Annotated in this window: 11 protein-coding genes and 1 tRNA gene; 5 read left to right on the plus strand and 7 right to left on the minus strand. The window is 51.0% G+C overall.

Features of this window, described 5'->3' with window-relative positions; all coding sequences use genetic code 11:
• Positions 1-3: 3 nt before the first annotated feature.
• Positions 4-1368: a putative ATP-dependent zinc protease gene (locus tag AArcSt2_RS13320; RefSeq protein WP_484549546.1), complete on the plus strand. Its 1365-nt coding sequence runs from the start codon at positions 4-6 to the stop codon at positions 1366-1368.
• Positions 1369-1430: 62 nt separating this feature from the next.
• Positions 1431-1643 (plus strand): PLDc N-terminal domain-containing protein, encoded by a 213-nt coding sequence (locus tag AArcSt2_RS13325; RefSeq protein WP_174654050.1) that lies wholly within the window; start codon positions 1431-1433, stop codon positions 1641-1643.
• 5 nt (positions 1644-1648) lie between these two features.
• Here AArcSt2_RS13325 and AArcSt2_RS13330 read toward each other — a convergent pair whose 3' ends face one another.
• Positions 1649-2251, minus strand: a complete 603-nt coding sequence (locus AArcSt2_RS13330) for a DNA-3-methyladenine glycosylase family protein (protein ID WP_250585293.1) — start codon at positions 2249-2251, stop codon at positions 1649-1651.
• 125 nt (positions 2252-2376) lie between these two features.
• Here AArcSt2_RS13330 and AArcSt2_RS13335 point away from each other — a divergent pair, with 125 nt between their 5' ends.
• The 3 genes from AArcSt2_RS13335 to AArcSt2_RS13345 all read left to right on the plus strand — a co-directional run bounded on the left by AArcSt2_RS13335 (position 2377) and on the right by AArcSt2_RS13345 (position 5062).
• A complete protein-coding gene (locus AArcSt2_RS13335; RefSeq protein WP_250585296.1) occupies positions 2377-4350 on the plus strand; it encodes a 3-hydroxyacyl-CoA dehydrogenase/enoyl-CoA hydratase family protein in 1974 nt (657 codons plus the stop codon).
• A gap of 130 nt (positions 4351-4480) precedes the next feature.
• Positions 4481-4588: transfer RNA gene (locus AArcSt2_RS13340), tRNA-Glu, on the plus strand.
• A gap of 63 nt (positions 4589-4651) precedes the next feature.
• Positions 4652-5062: a disulfide bond formation protein B gene (locus tag AArcSt2_RS13345; protein WP_250585298.1), complete on the plus strand. Its 411-nt coding sequence runs from the start codon at positions 4652-4654 to the stop codon at positions 5060-5062.
• Positions 5063-5066: 4 nt separating this feature from the next.
• Here AArcSt2_RS13345 and AArcSt2_RS13350 read toward each other — a convergent pair whose 3' ends face one another.
• The 6 genes from AArcSt2_RS13350 to AArcSt2_RS13375 all read right to left on the minus strand — a co-directional run bounded on the left by AArcSt2_RS13350 (position 5067) and on the right by AArcSt2_RS13375 (position 14828).
• Positions 5067-6521 (minus strand): DASH family cryptochrome, encoded by a 1455-nt coding sequence (locus AArcSt2_RS13350; protein WP_250585300.1) that lies wholly within the window; start codon positions 6519-6521, stop codon positions 5067-5069.
• Positions 6522-6564: 43 nt separating this feature from the next.
• A complete protein-coding gene (locus tag AArcSt2_RS13355; RefSeq protein WP_250585301.1) occupies positions 6565-7098 on the minus strand; it encodes a DUF7344 domain-containing protein in 534 nt (177 codons plus the stop codon).
• A gap of 61 nt (positions 7099-7159) precedes the next feature.
• Positions 7160-9172, minus strand: coding sequence for a SpoVR family protein (locus AArcSt2_RS13360; RefSeq protein WP_425493665.1), 2013 nt, complete (start codon positions 9170-9172; stop codon positions 7160-7162).
• A gap of 7 nt (positions 9173-9179) precedes the next feature.
• Complete coding sequence (locus AArcSt2_RS13365; protein ID WP_250585306.1) at positions 9180-10496, minus strand: DUF444 family protein; 1317 nt, start codon at positions 10494-10496, stop codon at positions 9180-9182.
• Positions 10487-12757 (minus strand): PrkA family serine protein kinase, encoded by a 2271-nt coding sequence (locus AArcSt2_RS13370; protein ID WP_250585308.1) that lies wholly within the window; start codon positions 12755-12757, stop codon positions 10487-10489. The genes AArcSt2_RS13365 and AArcSt2_RS13370 overlap by 10 nt, the downstream gene beginning before the upstream one ends.
• The gene (locus AArcSt2_RS13375; protein ID WP_250585310.1) at positions 12750-14828 is read right to left on the minus strand and encodes a PrkA family serine protein kinase; all 2079 of its coding nucleotides are present in this window, start codon (positions 14826-14828) and stop codon (positions 12750-12752) included. The genes AArcSt2_RS13370 and AArcSt2_RS13375 overlap by 8 nt, the downstream gene beginning before the upstream one ends.
• Positions 14829-14943 lie beyond the last annotated feature (115 nt).

The raw sequence follows: 14943 nt of genomic DNA on the forward strand, positions 1-14943 counted from the left end.
TGTTTGAGTATGTCCGATGGGGAGCAAGTTCGTGTCGGAGTGTTGTCGCTCCACAACAGTAAAGAGACAAAAGCGATTCTTAATGCAGTTGAAGATTTAGGGCATGAGCCGTTCTGGTTACGCTCTGAAAACACCGCAATTGATGTCGCAGACAGTAACGTAACGATCGACCCGGATGTTGATATTATTGCGAACCGGTTGCTCCTCTCGAATACCGAAGAGCCTGCCGAGCTGCTTGGGCTTGCAACGACATTCAATCGAATTCGTCCAATGCTCAACGAGCCGGATGCAGTCCTCACATCGATCCATAAGTTCGCAACCGCAACAACGCTTGCAGACTGGAATATCCGCGTTCCTGACGCATTCTTAGCGCTCTCGAACGATCGACTCAATCAAGACAGAGACAAGTTTGGTGACGTTGGCGTTTATAAAACAGCGATCGGAACCCATGGAGGCGGGACGTGGAAAGTGGATCTCACTGATCCCGTAAATCCAAAGGTTGGTAACCGACAGGCGTTTTTGCAAGAACTTATCGATCGGGATGATGAGGCACACCGCGACCTCCGTGTCTACATTGTTGGCGATGAGATTATTGGCGCGATGTACCGGTACGCGCCGGAAGGCGACTGGCGAACGAACGTTGCGCTTGGTGGCTCTGTCGAGGATGCAACCGATTCGATGCCTGAAGAGGCTGCTGAAACCGCACTGTATGCTGCGGATGTTCTTGGACTGGATTACGCTGGTGTCGACCTGATTGAAGGGTATGATGGCTGGTACGTCCTTGAAGTCAACCCAACCGCCGGCTTCAAAGGCCTCTACAAAGCAACTGGAACAAGCCCAGCACCATACATTGCAAAACTTGCGATCGAACAAGCAGATGGTGAGGTAGACGATGAGCGAGTGGAAGGATTATCAGCAACGCTTGATGACTCAACGCCATCCTGTATGCCACGCGTCGAACCACCAACACTTGCCGATACACCGCTTATTGGGTACATCGAAGAGGTCCATGTTATCGGAACAAGCGGCTCGAAACAGATTATGGCCAAATCCGATACCGGTGCAACCCGATCAAGCATCGACACCAAACTTGCTGCGGAGATCGGTGCGGGGCCGATCAAAAGCATGACGCGTGTGAAATCTGGCTCTGTGAAGCGTGGTCGATCGCGCCCAGTCATTGATTTGGTGATCGGAATCGGCGGCAACCAACATACAGTCACTGCAAGCGTCGAAGACCGAAGCCATATGGATTACCCGCTGTTGCTCGGTCGAGATATTCTTGAACACTACCGTGTCGATGTGCGAAAGCGTGCAGACGGTGATCACCGTGGTGGCAAGTCCAACAAGGAAGAGTATCTCGAAGAGTAAGCGGTGTTAACATAGATCAAAAAACCACAACATACATTTGGATGTCTTGTGTTGTGGGCATTATGTTAGCAAACCTCGCGCTTCAAGGCGGTGGAAACGCAATTGCACTGCTGTTTGGCCTTCTCACCTTTGTTGTGTTCGTTGCGATGGTAGTTTGGACCTATACCGACGCAAAACAGAACAGTTCTCATCCTGCATTCCTCTGGGCCGTAGTCGTATTTTTCGCCCCCTTCCTTGGGATCATTTTGTATGTGCTTCTCGGTCGAAATCGGTAGACTGGCTACTCAACAACGATATCCTCAACCGAGGAATTCTCTCGAACATACTGGTTCCAAATATAGAGCGTCGCGTACGATCGATATGGAGTCCACTGCGCTGCTCGCGATCGCATCTCGGCTCGTGTCTCATCGCCGAAGTACTGTTCCATGCCACGTCGCACCGCAAGGTCTTCAACAGGAAACACATCTTCGCGGCCTAATCCAAACATTAGTGTCATCTTTGCGGTCCACTCACCAACGCCTCTAATTGTTGTGAGCTCCTCTATCACAGCCTCGTCGTCCATCTCGGAAAATGAGTCCGCAGTGATGTTCTCGGTCTTACTCCAGCGTGCGATCGATTTAATATACTCAATCTTCTGGGGAGAGAGCCCGACCGATCGAAGCGAAACATCGTCTGCGGCAAGCATCGCGTCCGGTGTGATGGCAAATTCGTCGAACAGTTGGCCTCTGATCGTTCGAGCAGCCTCAGTCGAGATGAGTTGATTCACCACGGAGATGACCATTCGCTCAAACAAGTCATCTGCCACGGAAAGTTCAATCTCTCCGTACTCCTCAATCAGTGGTCCGATATCTGTCTCTCGAAGCGTTTCGTATGGATCACTCACAGGGAATGATTGGTCCCAATCAGTATACACTATTCGGTGATCGGAAGACGATATAATAAACTCAAAAATAGTTGTTACTGTTGAATAGGGAAACGTTGAACATCTACGACGCCAACGATGGGGATATGGACATTGATGAAATCAACACTATCACGGTTCTTGGTGCCGGCAACATGGGCCACGGGATCGCTGAGGTCGCTGCACTTGCAGGCTACACTGTTGTCCTCCGTGATATCAATGAGGAGTTCGTTCAAAACGGATATGACCAGATCGAATGGAGCCTTGGAAAGCTCGCAGAAAAAGAACAGATCTCCGAGGAGAAAGCCGACGAAACACTCGATCGGATCACACCTGTCGTGCCGGTTAAGGAGGCCGTCGCGGGCGCAGATGTGGTGATTGAAGCGGTTCCAGAGGTCATGGGCATCAAAAAAGAGGTATACGCAGAGCTTGAGGAACACGCACCCGAGCGAACCATTTTTGCGACAAACACTTCCAGCCTCTCAATTACAGAACTATCTGAGGTTACAGACCGCCCAGCACAGTTCTGTGGAATGCACTTTTTCAACCCGCCGATCCGCATGCCGCTTGTTGAGGTGATTTCCGGTGAGCATTCCTCAGATGAAACGCTCGATACGATCGAGGCGCTTGCTTCGGAGATGGACAAAACACCAGTCCGCGTCCACAAAGACAGTCCTGGCTTCATCGTTAACCGGATTCTTGTTCCACTAATGAATGAGGCTGCATGGATCGTCGAAGATGGAAGCGCAACCGTTGCAGAAGTTGATTCGACAACCAAGTTCGACATGGGTCTCCCAATGGGGTCCTTCGAGCTTGCAGACCAGGTTGGCATCGATGTTGGCTATCACGTCCTTGATTACATGCATGACGTGCTTGGTGATGCATACCGGCCATGCCCGCTGCTTGAATCAAAGGTTGATGCAGAGGAACTTGGCAAAAAAACCGGTTCTGGATTTTACGATTACGAGAACGGTGGTGCGGAGATTCCATCAGATGCCGGACGAGAGAACATCGAACATCGCCTGCTCGCAGTAATGGCAAACGAGGTTGCTGGACTCATTGAAAACGATGTGGCTGACGCAACTGCGATCGACAAAGCAGTAATGCTTGGTGCTGGCTTCCCGGATGGACCAGCCAAACTCGCAGATGCAACCGGTCTTGAGACGCTTGTCGAAACGCTTGACTCCTTACATGAAACGACTGATGAGCCGCGTTATGAGGCTGTGTCCCTCCTTCGCGAGCTAGCCGAAGATGCTGCTGGCTTCCATGGGAACGACGAAGCAGACGAAGCGGCGTTTAGCTACGATACGATTGCCGTAGAATTTGACGACTCAGTCGGGCACATCATTATAAATCGTCCACACCGGATGAATACAATCAGTACCGAGCTGCTCGATGAACTGAGCGATGCGATCGACAAACTGGATGCAGACGACGATGTCCGTGCAATTCTTTTGACTGGTGCGGGCGACAAAGCGTTCTCCGCAGGTGCAGATGTGATGAGCATGGCCGGTGGTGGTGCTGACCCAATCTTTGCGGTTGAGCTCTCCCGACAGGGTCAACAGACCTTCGGCAAGCTTGAATCCGCGGATACACCAGTTGTTGCCGGAATTGATGGGTACTGTCTCGGTGGGGGTATGGAGCTCTCAATGTGTGCTGATATGCGGATCGCAACCGAGCGATCGCAGTTCGGCCAGCCGGAACATAACCTTGGGTTGCTTCCGGGCTGGGGTGGAACACAGCGGCTTACCCATATTGTCGGTGAGGGTCGTGCCAAAGAGATCATCTTCACGGCCGATCGCTACGATGCAGACGTGATGGAGTCATATGGATTTGTCAATGAAGTCGTTGGAAACGACGAACTCGGTGAGAAAGCGATGGAACTTGCCAAAAAGCTTGCTGGCGGCCCACCAATCGCACAAAAGTATACCAAACGCGCAATGCTTGCAGGTCGAGACAGCACAGATGCTGGATTAGAACTTGAGTCACAGGCGTTTGGCCATCTCATGAACACCGATGATCTCATGGAAGGGATCACCGCGTTCATGGGCGATGGGGAGCCGGATTTCAAAGGCAAGTAACCGCCTGCATACAGTTTTAATTTTATCCATATCGTCGTGTGTTGTCATATCGTGACAATCGACAGACGGCACCACGATATCCGAGGGAATTCGAAGGGGTTATATTAGTGCGGCAGATAGAAGAAAATGCGCTCGATTGGTGTAGTCCGGCCAATCATATTGGCCTTTCGACTGCAGAGGTAAATCGTGCCTTGCAGGAAGACAGCCGATGACCGGGGTTCAAATCCCCGATCGAGCATTCTTCAATTTTCAATCACTTACCGAACGGTAGGTTCACGTATGACACCCCGTTATTGCTCATATGGATCGCCACCGATCGGTCCTCACGCTTGCCACAACGATTGCCCTCGTTGCCACCACTGGGAGCCTCTATTTTAGCGAAGTGCTTGGGCTGGTTCCGTGTGACCTCTGTTGGATACAACGGATTTTGATGTACCCACTGGTGATTGTCTTTGGCGTTGCAGCGATCGAAAACCGGATTGGGGTCTGGAAAACGGCGTTGCCACTGTCCGGGTTGGGAATTCTTGCCTCCACGTACCATGTATATTTACAGTTCCAGCCTGCGGCATCCTGCTCGATTGGTGGGGGCTGCACCTCAATTCAGTATCAGACCGCTGGTGGAGTACTCACAATACCGCGGCTTGCGCTGATTGCCTTTGTGCTGGTAACTGGTCTATCCCTCGCGCTTGCGTTGGTCGATCGGCAACGGTAGCAATCTATTGAAGCTTCTCGTATGACGCGTCCAGATTGATCATCGGTTCCGGATATGTCGTTCCCAATTTAACATCGAATGTCGATTGCTCTTTAGGACTCATTTTCCATGGTTCGTGTGCGTATTTCGGAGGCAGGGCTGCAAGTTCTGGTAGCCAGTGATGGACGTACGCCGCGTTTTCGTCGTAGTTTCGTGCCTGTTTGATGATGTTGAAATACCGATCACGTGAATCATTACCGACACCTGCGATGTATGCCCAATTTCCATAGTTTGAACATGGATCATAGTCGATTAACTGTGTTTCAAAATACGCTGCACCGCGCCGCCAATCAATTCGGAGGTTGTTGACTAGGAACGAGGCAACATTCTGTCGGCCTCTATTTGACATAAATCCGGTTTGGTTGAGCTCCTGCATGTTTGCATCCACGAATGGAATTCCCGTTTCACCACGGCACCAGCGATCGAACTGTGCATCATCGTTTCGCCATTCAATATCCGTCCGCTGTTGGATTCCTCCCTGTGAAAAGAACGCTCCGCCATGTTTTGCAACTTGAAACTGGAAGAAGTCTCGCCAGATCAGTTCGAACAGTACCCAATATGTCGACTCGTTTTTTGTTCGCTCCTTTTCATATGCCCGAAGCTCATGTTCGATCGTCCGCGGGGAAAGCGAGCCATCATTGAGCCACGGCGAGAACTTTGTGGAGTACGCTGCTCCAAGCATCCCGTTTCGTGTTTTTTTATATGTACTTACGTGGTCTGTTTCCCAAAGGTATTCAGCGACTCGATCGAGGCCAGCGGTCTCCCCACCGGAAAATTTGTAGACACCACGGTTACCTGGCATATCCTTCTCAATCGAGGGATCAAGTCTATCGACCGGCGTGATTTCACCAGGGTCTATCTCCGTTGGCACTGGTGGAAGGTTTGGGATCGTAAGTGGGTCACGAACTGTTGCGTCGGCCTCGACTGATTTTCTGAACGGAGTGTACGTGTCACGCATAGACTCATACGGTGTTGGTAGATCATTTATATGATAGAGGGTATGGCTCCAGACACGTTCGATCGCACACCCTGCATCTCGTAGCCGTGTTTTGACTGCAGCCTCAACAGCCATCTCCTCCGGCGCTGGAAGTGTTTGTAGAACACCCCGAGACGCGTTGGTCATCGCGGCAATTTCAGGGAGAACAGCTTCCGGTGTTCCGTGTCGTACAATGAGGTCTGACCCGTGTTCTCTGAGTTGCTCTCGCAGCGTTGTTACCGACTCATGCCTGAATCGAAGTCGATGTTGGCCTGTTTTTTTGAATTGAAACGAGTCTGAACCGCCGTATGATTCTGCACCATCTAATCGTGGATCAAAACAATAGACTGGAATGAGCTTCTCTGAAGCAGCTCCAGCAACGAGTGCCTCGTTATCATGGAGCCGAAGATCATGTCGAACCCACCAGAGTGTGGTATCTCCCATGCGATTTATTTGCATGCAATCGGCTTCAATCGGTAGGTCGTGATTATCGAACCCGCTCGAACAGTGTTGGCTCTTGGGTGAATGAATAGTAGCCTGCGAGAATCCCAATACAGAATAACGCGAGTAGACTCCACCACCCCGGCTCAACCATTTCAAGAATCGGAACACCGATCGAAGACCCAACCGTTGCTAACACGCCAAGCAGCGACAGCCCAGCAAACAGCTCTGTTCGGCTCAACCCATACTGTGGCACAATTTCCAAGTAGATCGCAATATCTGGTGCATGCCCAGAAAGCATCACCATCTTATCCGTATCATTGTATGCTATAATGTCTAAGTCTGTAAGCTTCGGAATATGCGTTTGATGAAGTGAGACGTAGACGCTTTGTCGGAGTTTGTGTGGTGGTGGTGATTCGCCATATTCGATCGCAGCGATATGCTCTGCAAGCTCACCAAGTTCGATCGGTTCGTCAACTGCGATTAGCTGTTTAAGCACAAGTCGGCGACGGCTATTTCTGAGCACATCGTGTATTTCAGTCGGATCAAGTCCCGAATCTGTGCTCACCTCGCCAGACATATCAGAAGATCACATTCACAGACGTATGAATGTATCCGTCAAAAACAGATTCTCGGTTTGCTTAGGCAAGCCACTCATCCGGTTTTGTATCGTAGTCCACATCAGTCGCTTCAATCGCTTCTTGGAGGTGGTACTCCAAATCATGTTCTGTGACTTCCGATCCATCATATCGGAATCGAACACCAACCTCGGTCCCGTTTGGTTCACGACCACGACGGCGTGCAACCTCTAGCTCATGTTCGTCATACTCAACCCGGATTGTCATCAGATTGACTGGGCGACCCCACAGCTCAAAGACGCGTTCAAGAACTGCATGTGCCTGTTTTTCATTTAATGCAACACCATTGTATCGATGACCCAAGAGGAGTTCCCCTCGATTATCGAAGTTTCCATCATAAACTGCGATCGTTGGCTTCCCAAAGTTCGTAAACTGTAACAGGAGCTTTCGTTTGACGTCGGCAGGGTCAATGCTTGCGACTCGGTAATCGCCTGTTGCTTGTGAGTATTCGTAGGTGAAGTAGTTATGCGAGGAGACGAACTCCGGCGTGAGAAATGAATCAATAAATGTCACATCATTGTGGCTTGCACGGATTTCACGCATTCGATCCCACCCCGAAGTGTAGTTTATATCCGCAAGCGCTGCTTCGATCGTCTCATACCGTTCGTCATCGAACATATATCGTGCTTCACGCTCCAACGCTTCACGACTGATCTGACTGACAAATTGGCGGTTATGTCGCCGTGTGAGTGAGAAATGTCGCTCCGAAAGCCCAGTGTAGGTTAGTGTAGCCCACGGATATCGATCGAGGTCAAGTTCGCCCGCTGCTGCGGCTTCAACTCGCTCTGCATCAAACCGATCGTCATTGGATTCGATACGTTGAAGCAGTTCGTCGATGTCGCTTGCGGTGAGTCCTGCAACAAGCGGGTCAGGCTGGAGTCGCTCTTCAACAACCGAAAAGTCGATCGCGTCATGGAAGTTCCGCCAGGTGATCCCCTCAACTCGGAGGAGTTTGTCAACAACCTCTTTTCGGTTCGTTGTGTTCTCAATATGTTCCCAGAGCTCTTTCCCAAGTTTGTATGGATTCAGTCCGGGCGACCCAAGCACTCGTGCTTGGTGATCTGCGTAGGTAATGAACTCATCAGTTCCAGCAAACCGCTCATCGCCCATCATAAGCGATTCCCAGTACGCAGCCCATCCTTCGTTCATTATCTTAGTCATTTTTTGGGCTGCGAAGTAGTACGCCTCCTCGCGGAGTCGATCGATCACATCTGTCGCCCATGACTCACGTTCAACCGCTTTCTGTTGGGAATTATCGTATGCAAGTCCATGGTCGCGAAGGTATGCAAGCACATCGCGCTCTGGGTCATCAAGCGTTAGTTCCGCAGCTGCGTCCTCGTGTGCCTCGATCCATGCATCGTCAAACACATTCTGTCGGACGTCATCTGAGAGTCCGAGCTCATCGAGTTGGTCTCGGATATCGCTCAGATCGCGATCTTCCGGGTCGGCCTCAGCAAGGAGCGGTCGATGTTGGTCGATTGTGTCCTCAAGACAGAGCACTGCGTCAATGAGTCGCTCAACATCTGCGCGATCGATCTCGGGATCGTTCATATACCGGTCGATCGCCGCCGCATGCTGTTCAAGCATTGCCGCGGCATTTGGCTGTCCCGGATCTCCACGATCGCTATACAGTCCAAACCAAGCATTGTTTGCAAAGAAATCCGCATGCGCCTCGACATGCGTGATAACGGCTTTCTGATCGGCGTGGGTGTTTGACTCCTGCAAAAAGGCATGCGATGGGTTGTCATTATTGACAATCTCAAACGCTTTCCCCATCCCAAACTGGTCTTGTTTGCGTTGGCGATCATATGCCATTCCCCATCGCCAGTGTGGATATCGCCTTTGGAAGCCGCTGTAGGCGATGAGTTCATTCATTTCGTCGTGATCGACAATCCAGTAGTTGACCGGATATGGACGTAACCCAAGCTTCTCTGCAAGCTCTCTGGCTCGTTTGACGGGCGTTTCAAGTTCAGTTGCGGTTTTTTGTGCAAGTTGTCGTTCGTCTCTCATACGTATCACCCGACTAGTCGTCGGTCGTCCCCTCCGTGCTCAGAATGTCATAGATCGCATCAATCACATCATTCGGCTCTCCAACTCGTGTGACAGCAACATTATCTCTGTCTCCAAGCTGTCGTTCAACCTCCTCTGCGTGTGTTGCATTGATTGCTGCACCACCGGGTTGGGTCTCAATATAGGCGTGTAGATTCGCATCAATCGACTCCATAAGTGGGATGACCGCATCTTTTGTATCGTTCGAGGAGTTTTCAGAGTCACCTGCAGCAAACACATAGCGGTTCCACTCGCTGAACGGATACTGTTCGAGGATCTCTGCGGCAAGTTTGTATGCCGATGAGATTTTTGTCCCACCACCCGATCGAATGCCGAAGAACTCCGGTCGATCGACTTCCCAGGCATCTGCGTCGTGAGCAATATAGTGGAACGATGCGGTATCGTACTTGCCAGTGAGGTACCAATCAAGCGGTGTCAGCGTCCGCTCAACGAGTTCGCGTTTCCGCTCTCTCATTGAGCCGGATACATCCCGAATATTGACAACAACGACATTGCGCTCTTTCTTTTCAATAATCTCTGGATAGCGGAACCGTTCATCCTGTTTTCTGAATGGAATCTCTCTAAGCCCCTCACGCCGGAGTCGATTGATTGTCGGTTCGTTTGCGACGTTTTCTTCAACTGCTTCAAACGACTCCCACTGGTTCAGTTCGTCTGCAGCAAGCTGTGACGCTTGGTCGGCAATCCATGCAAGTGACACGGGAATGTTCTGATTTCGTGCCCACTCGTAGACGTCTCGTGGTGTTGCATCACGGACTTTCAACCCTTCACGAACATAGGATTCGTCGAAGTCCATCGCGAGTTTACGCTTAAGACCACGTTTGAACAGCTCTTCGAAATCAAGCGTTCCACGTGGACCAGTGCGGGTAATATCGGTGAAATCTCCTTCAATCTCTTCGACAACCTGTTTTCCTTTTGGTTCCAGTTCGAGGCCAAGCTCTTCATCAAGCTCTTTTGCGAACTCCTCTGGATCCATCTCGTAGTACTCGTGGTCTGCGCCCTCTTCACCTGGTTCGCCGTCTTCATCACCGTCTCCGGGTTGTGGTGGACCAACAGGTTGTCCTGGCTGTGGCGTGCCGCCCTGCCCCTGACCAACACCGCCCATCGATCGCTTATCATAGACAAACTCAGGCAGGTCGACGATTTTGATCGGAATTTGGACGCTTCCTTGTGTCGACTGACCGAGGTCGCCATAGCTAATAAACTGTGAAAGGTCTTGTCTCCGGCTCTCGCCGACTTCTCGGAATCGTTCGAGATCGTCTCTTAGTCCCATTTGTGTTGCACCTCTCGCATTACTCGACGTGTCGTCAGCTCCGCAGAGGCAGGTGAGTAGCCATACTCGTCGCTGCAGAGCCGATCGACCGTTGCAGTTTTTAGTCGCTCTGTTTCGGTCCCCTCTGGTGGATCACTCCACTGTCGTGGATCGAAATCCTCGAACAGGCGCTTGATGTCTTCCCACTCGTGCGTCTCAAGAACTGAGCGGATGACCGGGATTGCAGTGAGATCTACTGAGCCGATCGAGAACTCCTCGTCGCGATGTTCCCACGCGTATCGATTAAGCGCCGTAATTACGTTATGACGCCGGAACTCAATCACCGACTCTGTCGGATCAGAGCCTGCATAATCGTGTTCTCGGAAGCGACCAAGATGCTCAACTTCGAACAGCTTCATTACGAGTGGGTCCGGATCAATCGTCCCGTGGATCGTTTCAATCTCTCCGCCGCTATCCCACGCAAAGACGTGTTCAACGTACTCTGCGACAGTCTCTTCTGAAACACGCTTTTCGGCTAATAGTGCAGCCAACACATCCGCCTCTTGTTCGATAAGAATCTGATCTTTGACCATTGTCACGCGATTTTCATACTCTGCAGACTCTGATCGAGAGAACACGGGCGCCGAAGAGAGACCAGCAGCCATCTCGTTGAGCACATCCGTAGGCATGATTACGTTTTCAACGGTGAGATCTGGATGCGATCGATCAAACACAACATGAAGGAGGTCTGCAATCACATCTCTTGTGTATGTGACGGGAATTCCGTTTTTGCCGTCAATCGTTGCATCGAGCGAGAGGTCTTCTATATCAATCCGCGTATCCCCACGCTGAAGGAACCCTTGTTCAAACGCAAGTGCCTTATCGACAAGTGAAAGATCCGGTGAGAGTGCTTCACCATCCAATCGTGTAATAACGCTATAGAGTGCAGCAGCACTCACTGCATGGGGCGCAAGTTCTCTATCCCGAACGGTCCCGCTGTGGTCGCGGACCGGAAGTGTCACTGCTGATCGAACCTTCAGTTCCCGTTCGGTTTCCGGGAGCGTTCCCCACACACCTGTTTCACCGGTGAGTTCTCGATGGATAAGTTCTGCTTCAAGCGCACGATTTGTGAGATAACGGAATTCGTGACGATCGAGCCGTCGTTTAAGTGCTTTCAGTGGATCGTGGCCATTCCGGTCTGAAAACTGATCTAACTCAACGTCGAGATCTGGATTTGAGATGATGAGCAACTGAGTATCAAGATCCATCCCGATTCCCTTATCCAGTTTGACGCGACGATCGTCCGGCACGTTCAACAGTTTTCGGAGGAGATCCGCATGCTGGCTTGCATCTTCAACGATCGTCAGGAGGCTGTTTCCTTGCGAGAGGACACCATCGTAACTGAACGCCTGTGGATTCTTTCGACCACGAGAGTTGAGCTCTCGAAGCATCCCCGGCATCCAGGATCCAACGAGCCGTTCTTTTGGTGAGCCATCATCTTCTGCGTGTAAAACCCCAACTCCACAGCCAACATCCACAACGTAGTTTGTCACCCGAAGGTGGCTCCGATCCGTTATTGCACTGAATAGATCGCGCCGCCCATCTTTTCGATAGCGGTTTTCTAAATAGGAGTATGCTTCACGGCTGAATGGATCCAAGTCTGTCTCAACAATTGTCGCGACGTTCTCCGGATTTGCATCGTTGATTGCACGCACAACCGCTTGGCGGATCTCTTTTGGGAACACACTCAGTGGATGTGTCTGCACAGGGCTTTGATACCACTCCTCATCATCAGTGACTCGATTACCGTAGCTAAGACCGCTGCCGCTATCGGCACCAGAGATGTTCCACTCAAGCGTGTATCGCCGACCTGCACGGGTCTTTGAGTATTCTCGAAGGCCGTTGATGAGACAGCGTTTCAGTTCGGATTTGCCGGTCGCAGTTGGGCCATCAAACCACAATAGCTTCTCACCTTTACCACGATCCGTGGCGATCGTTCGGAGATCATCAACAAATGCGTTCAGAACAGCGGTGTTACCAAGAACAGCATGCTCGCCATGATTGTGTGGATCATCAAAAAAGCGGTAGCGCTCTCTCTCTGTCCCTTCCTCGATGACCGTTCGGGTTCCCATGGATTCGATCGCACTCAGCAGATACCTGCTTGCATGGGCTGCGATCTGTGGATCCGAAATCGCGGCCTCGACGTACTCAACGAGGCTCATTGGCTCTTCGTACGCCGCACGAAGCGCTGCATCTGCCTGTCTGATAAACTCCTCACTCATTGGTGCTCAACTCGCTTTTTGCCACCTCCGCACCGGCAAACTCTAACACCTCTTTTGCGCCGTCGGTCGAGTAGCCCTGCTCTTCAAGGGCGTTAATCCAGGCGCTTCGTTCATCATCGCCCAACTCACCAGCGGAGACCAGTGCGGAGAAATTAATATTGTGTTTTTTATCTTCCCACAGTTTGCGTTCAAGTGCGCGGCGGAGTCTGTCGTTATCCTGTGGATTAAACGAGGTTCCCTCACGTGCGCGACGTGAAACCCAATTTGAGACCTCCTGTCTGAAATCGTCCTTTCTGTCGCTTGGGATTTCGAGTTTTTCTTCGACCGATCGGAGGAATGTCTCATCCGGCTCTTGCTCGCGGCCAGTGAGTCGATCCTCAACGGTCGCATCATCAATATAAGCCATCACGTGATCCATGTACTTTTCACCCTGTCGCTGGATTTCGTCAAGATCGTATGCGAGTGCATGTCTCACATCTTCGATCGCACGCTCTCTGTACTCTTCGCGAACCAGTTCAAGGTAGCGCTCATAGCGCTCAAAGTTCTCTTCAGGGATTGAACCGTGATTTTCGAGATTCGCCTCAAAGTGCCTAAATACGGTCAGCGGTGAGAGGTACGATCGACCACGGTGCGTCGAATCCATAATTGCCTCCGCGATCTCATCACCAATGAACCGTGCGGAGACACCGTCCATCCCCTCCGCAATATCGGCTCGGGATTCACCATCTTCGCGGAGCTTTTTGATATCAATATCGTCCGAGTCGTCGATCTCGCCGTTGTACGCTTTGGCTTTTTGTACCACCGTTACCGAATCGTCAGACGGCTCAACAAGTCGTGTGAGGACGCCGAACAGCCCAGCCATCTCAAGCGTATGTGGCTCGATATTCATATGCGGGACATCTGCGTTCCGGAGCATTTTCCCGTAGATTTTGGCTTCCTGTTCGTATTCAAGAACGTATGGGTAGTCGATCCGTTTTGTCCGATCGTTGAACGCCTCCATCTTTTCGTCGCCCTTCTTTTCTCGGTATTCGGGCATATTTGTCCGGCCGACAATGACCTGATCAATGTCGATTCGTGGGTTGTTTTTCGGTTTGATCGTCCCTTCTTGAGAGGCGTGGAGGAAATCGTAGAGGAACTCTCGTTGTAGTTTCAGTAACTCCTCACCGGAGAATATCCCACGGTTTGCGTTACAGAACGCACCGGAGTAATCGAATGCTCGAGGATCGGACTCGCCATAAATTGCGAGTTTTGAATAGTTAACATCACCCGTTAGCTCGGTCTCATCCTGATTTTTCTTATCTTTTGGCTCGAATGTCTCGATACATTGGCGCCGGTTCTCGCTTGCGACAAGTCGGATCACTTCAATATGGTTCTCAAGAACTGCCTGAAGATCATCATCGTAGTGCGCAAGCAGCCGGTCCATATAAAACTCGCTGGCCGGATCAAGGTGCTGTTCGTTTCGAATCGTGTAAGGGGCCTCTAACGTCTCGTTAAGCCGATCGATAACCTGATCACGCTGCGCTTGTGGGAGGAGAACAATCGGATCTTGATTCATTGGCGACTGGACCGAGTCATCACTAGGGTCTTGATCAACAATGATGTCGCCTAGGTTGATCCATCTAAACGTGTACATTCGCCCGGCATCACTAAGCGTGTAGTCCTCGAAATAACGGCGTACAAGCCAATCAAAGTGAGATTTTCCCGATCCAACTGGACCTAGAAGGAGCTTAATTCGCTTTTCAGGTCCTAACCCACGCGCACCGGATTTGACTTTATTAACAAACTCGTGGATTGATTCATGCACTTCTCTTCCATAGAAAACGTTCTCACTGTCATGAAGCGGGTCCTCTGAAGCCATCAGGTACTCGACGACGCCGGCATCTTCGTCGTAAGTTGTTCCGTAGTGATCGAACATATCTGCAACACGCTGATGCGCATTCCGTGCAATGTGGGGATTCTCCGAAAGCTCTGAGAGGTACCATTCAAATGAATGCGCCTCTCGAAGGTCGGATGGCACGGATGCTCTGTACGCCTGACTGATGTCCTCAAGGGTTTGGATGTCGTTACTCATTGTATCACTTGTTGTGGTCTCACTCGCTTTGTTACTTGGAGGCTGTACTGGTGTGTCACTGCCCGGAGTAACCAATCGGTATGCTTGGTATCAATCGCGGCCTCCTCAGTTGATG

The organism is Natronocalculus amylovorans (genome assembly GCF_023638035.1).
GTDB lineage: Archaea > Halobacteriota > Halobacteria > Halobacteriales > Haloferacaceae > Natronocalculus > Natronocalculus amylovorans.

Coding starts and splice junctions, on each gene's coding strand:
- AArcSt2_RS13345 (WP_250585298.1), top strand. CDS start 4,652: ATGGATCGCCACCGATCGGTCCTCACGCTTGCCACAACGATTGCCCTC.
- AArcSt2_RS13325 (WP_174654050.1), top strand. CDS start 1,431: ATGTTAGCAAACCTCGCGCTTCAAGGCGGTGGAAACGCAATTGCACTG.
- AArcSt2_RS13355 (WP_250585301.1), bottom strand. CDS start 7,098: ATGTCTGGCGAGGTGAGCACAGATTCGGGACTTGATCCGACTGAAATA.
- AArcSt2_RS13370 (WP_250585308.1), bottom strand. CDS start 12,757: ATGAGTGAGGAGTTTATCAGACAGGCAGATGCAGCGCTTCGTGCGGCG.
- AArcSt2_RS13375 (WP_250585310.1), bottom strand. CDS start 14,828: ATGAGTAACGACATCCAAACCCTTGAGGACATCAGTCAGGCGTACAGA.
- AArcSt2_RS13335 (WP_250585296.1), top strand. CDS start 2,377: ATGGACATTGATGAAATCAACACTATCACGGTTCTTGGTGCCGGCAAC.
- AArcSt2_RS13350 (WP_250585300.1), bottom strand. CDS start 6,521: ATGGGAGATACCACACTCTGGTGGGTTCGACATGATCTTCGGCTCCAT.
- AArcSt2_RS13365 (WP_250585306.1), bottom strand. CDS start 10,496: ATGGGACTAAGAGACGATCTCGAACGATTCCGAGAAGTCGGCGAGAGC.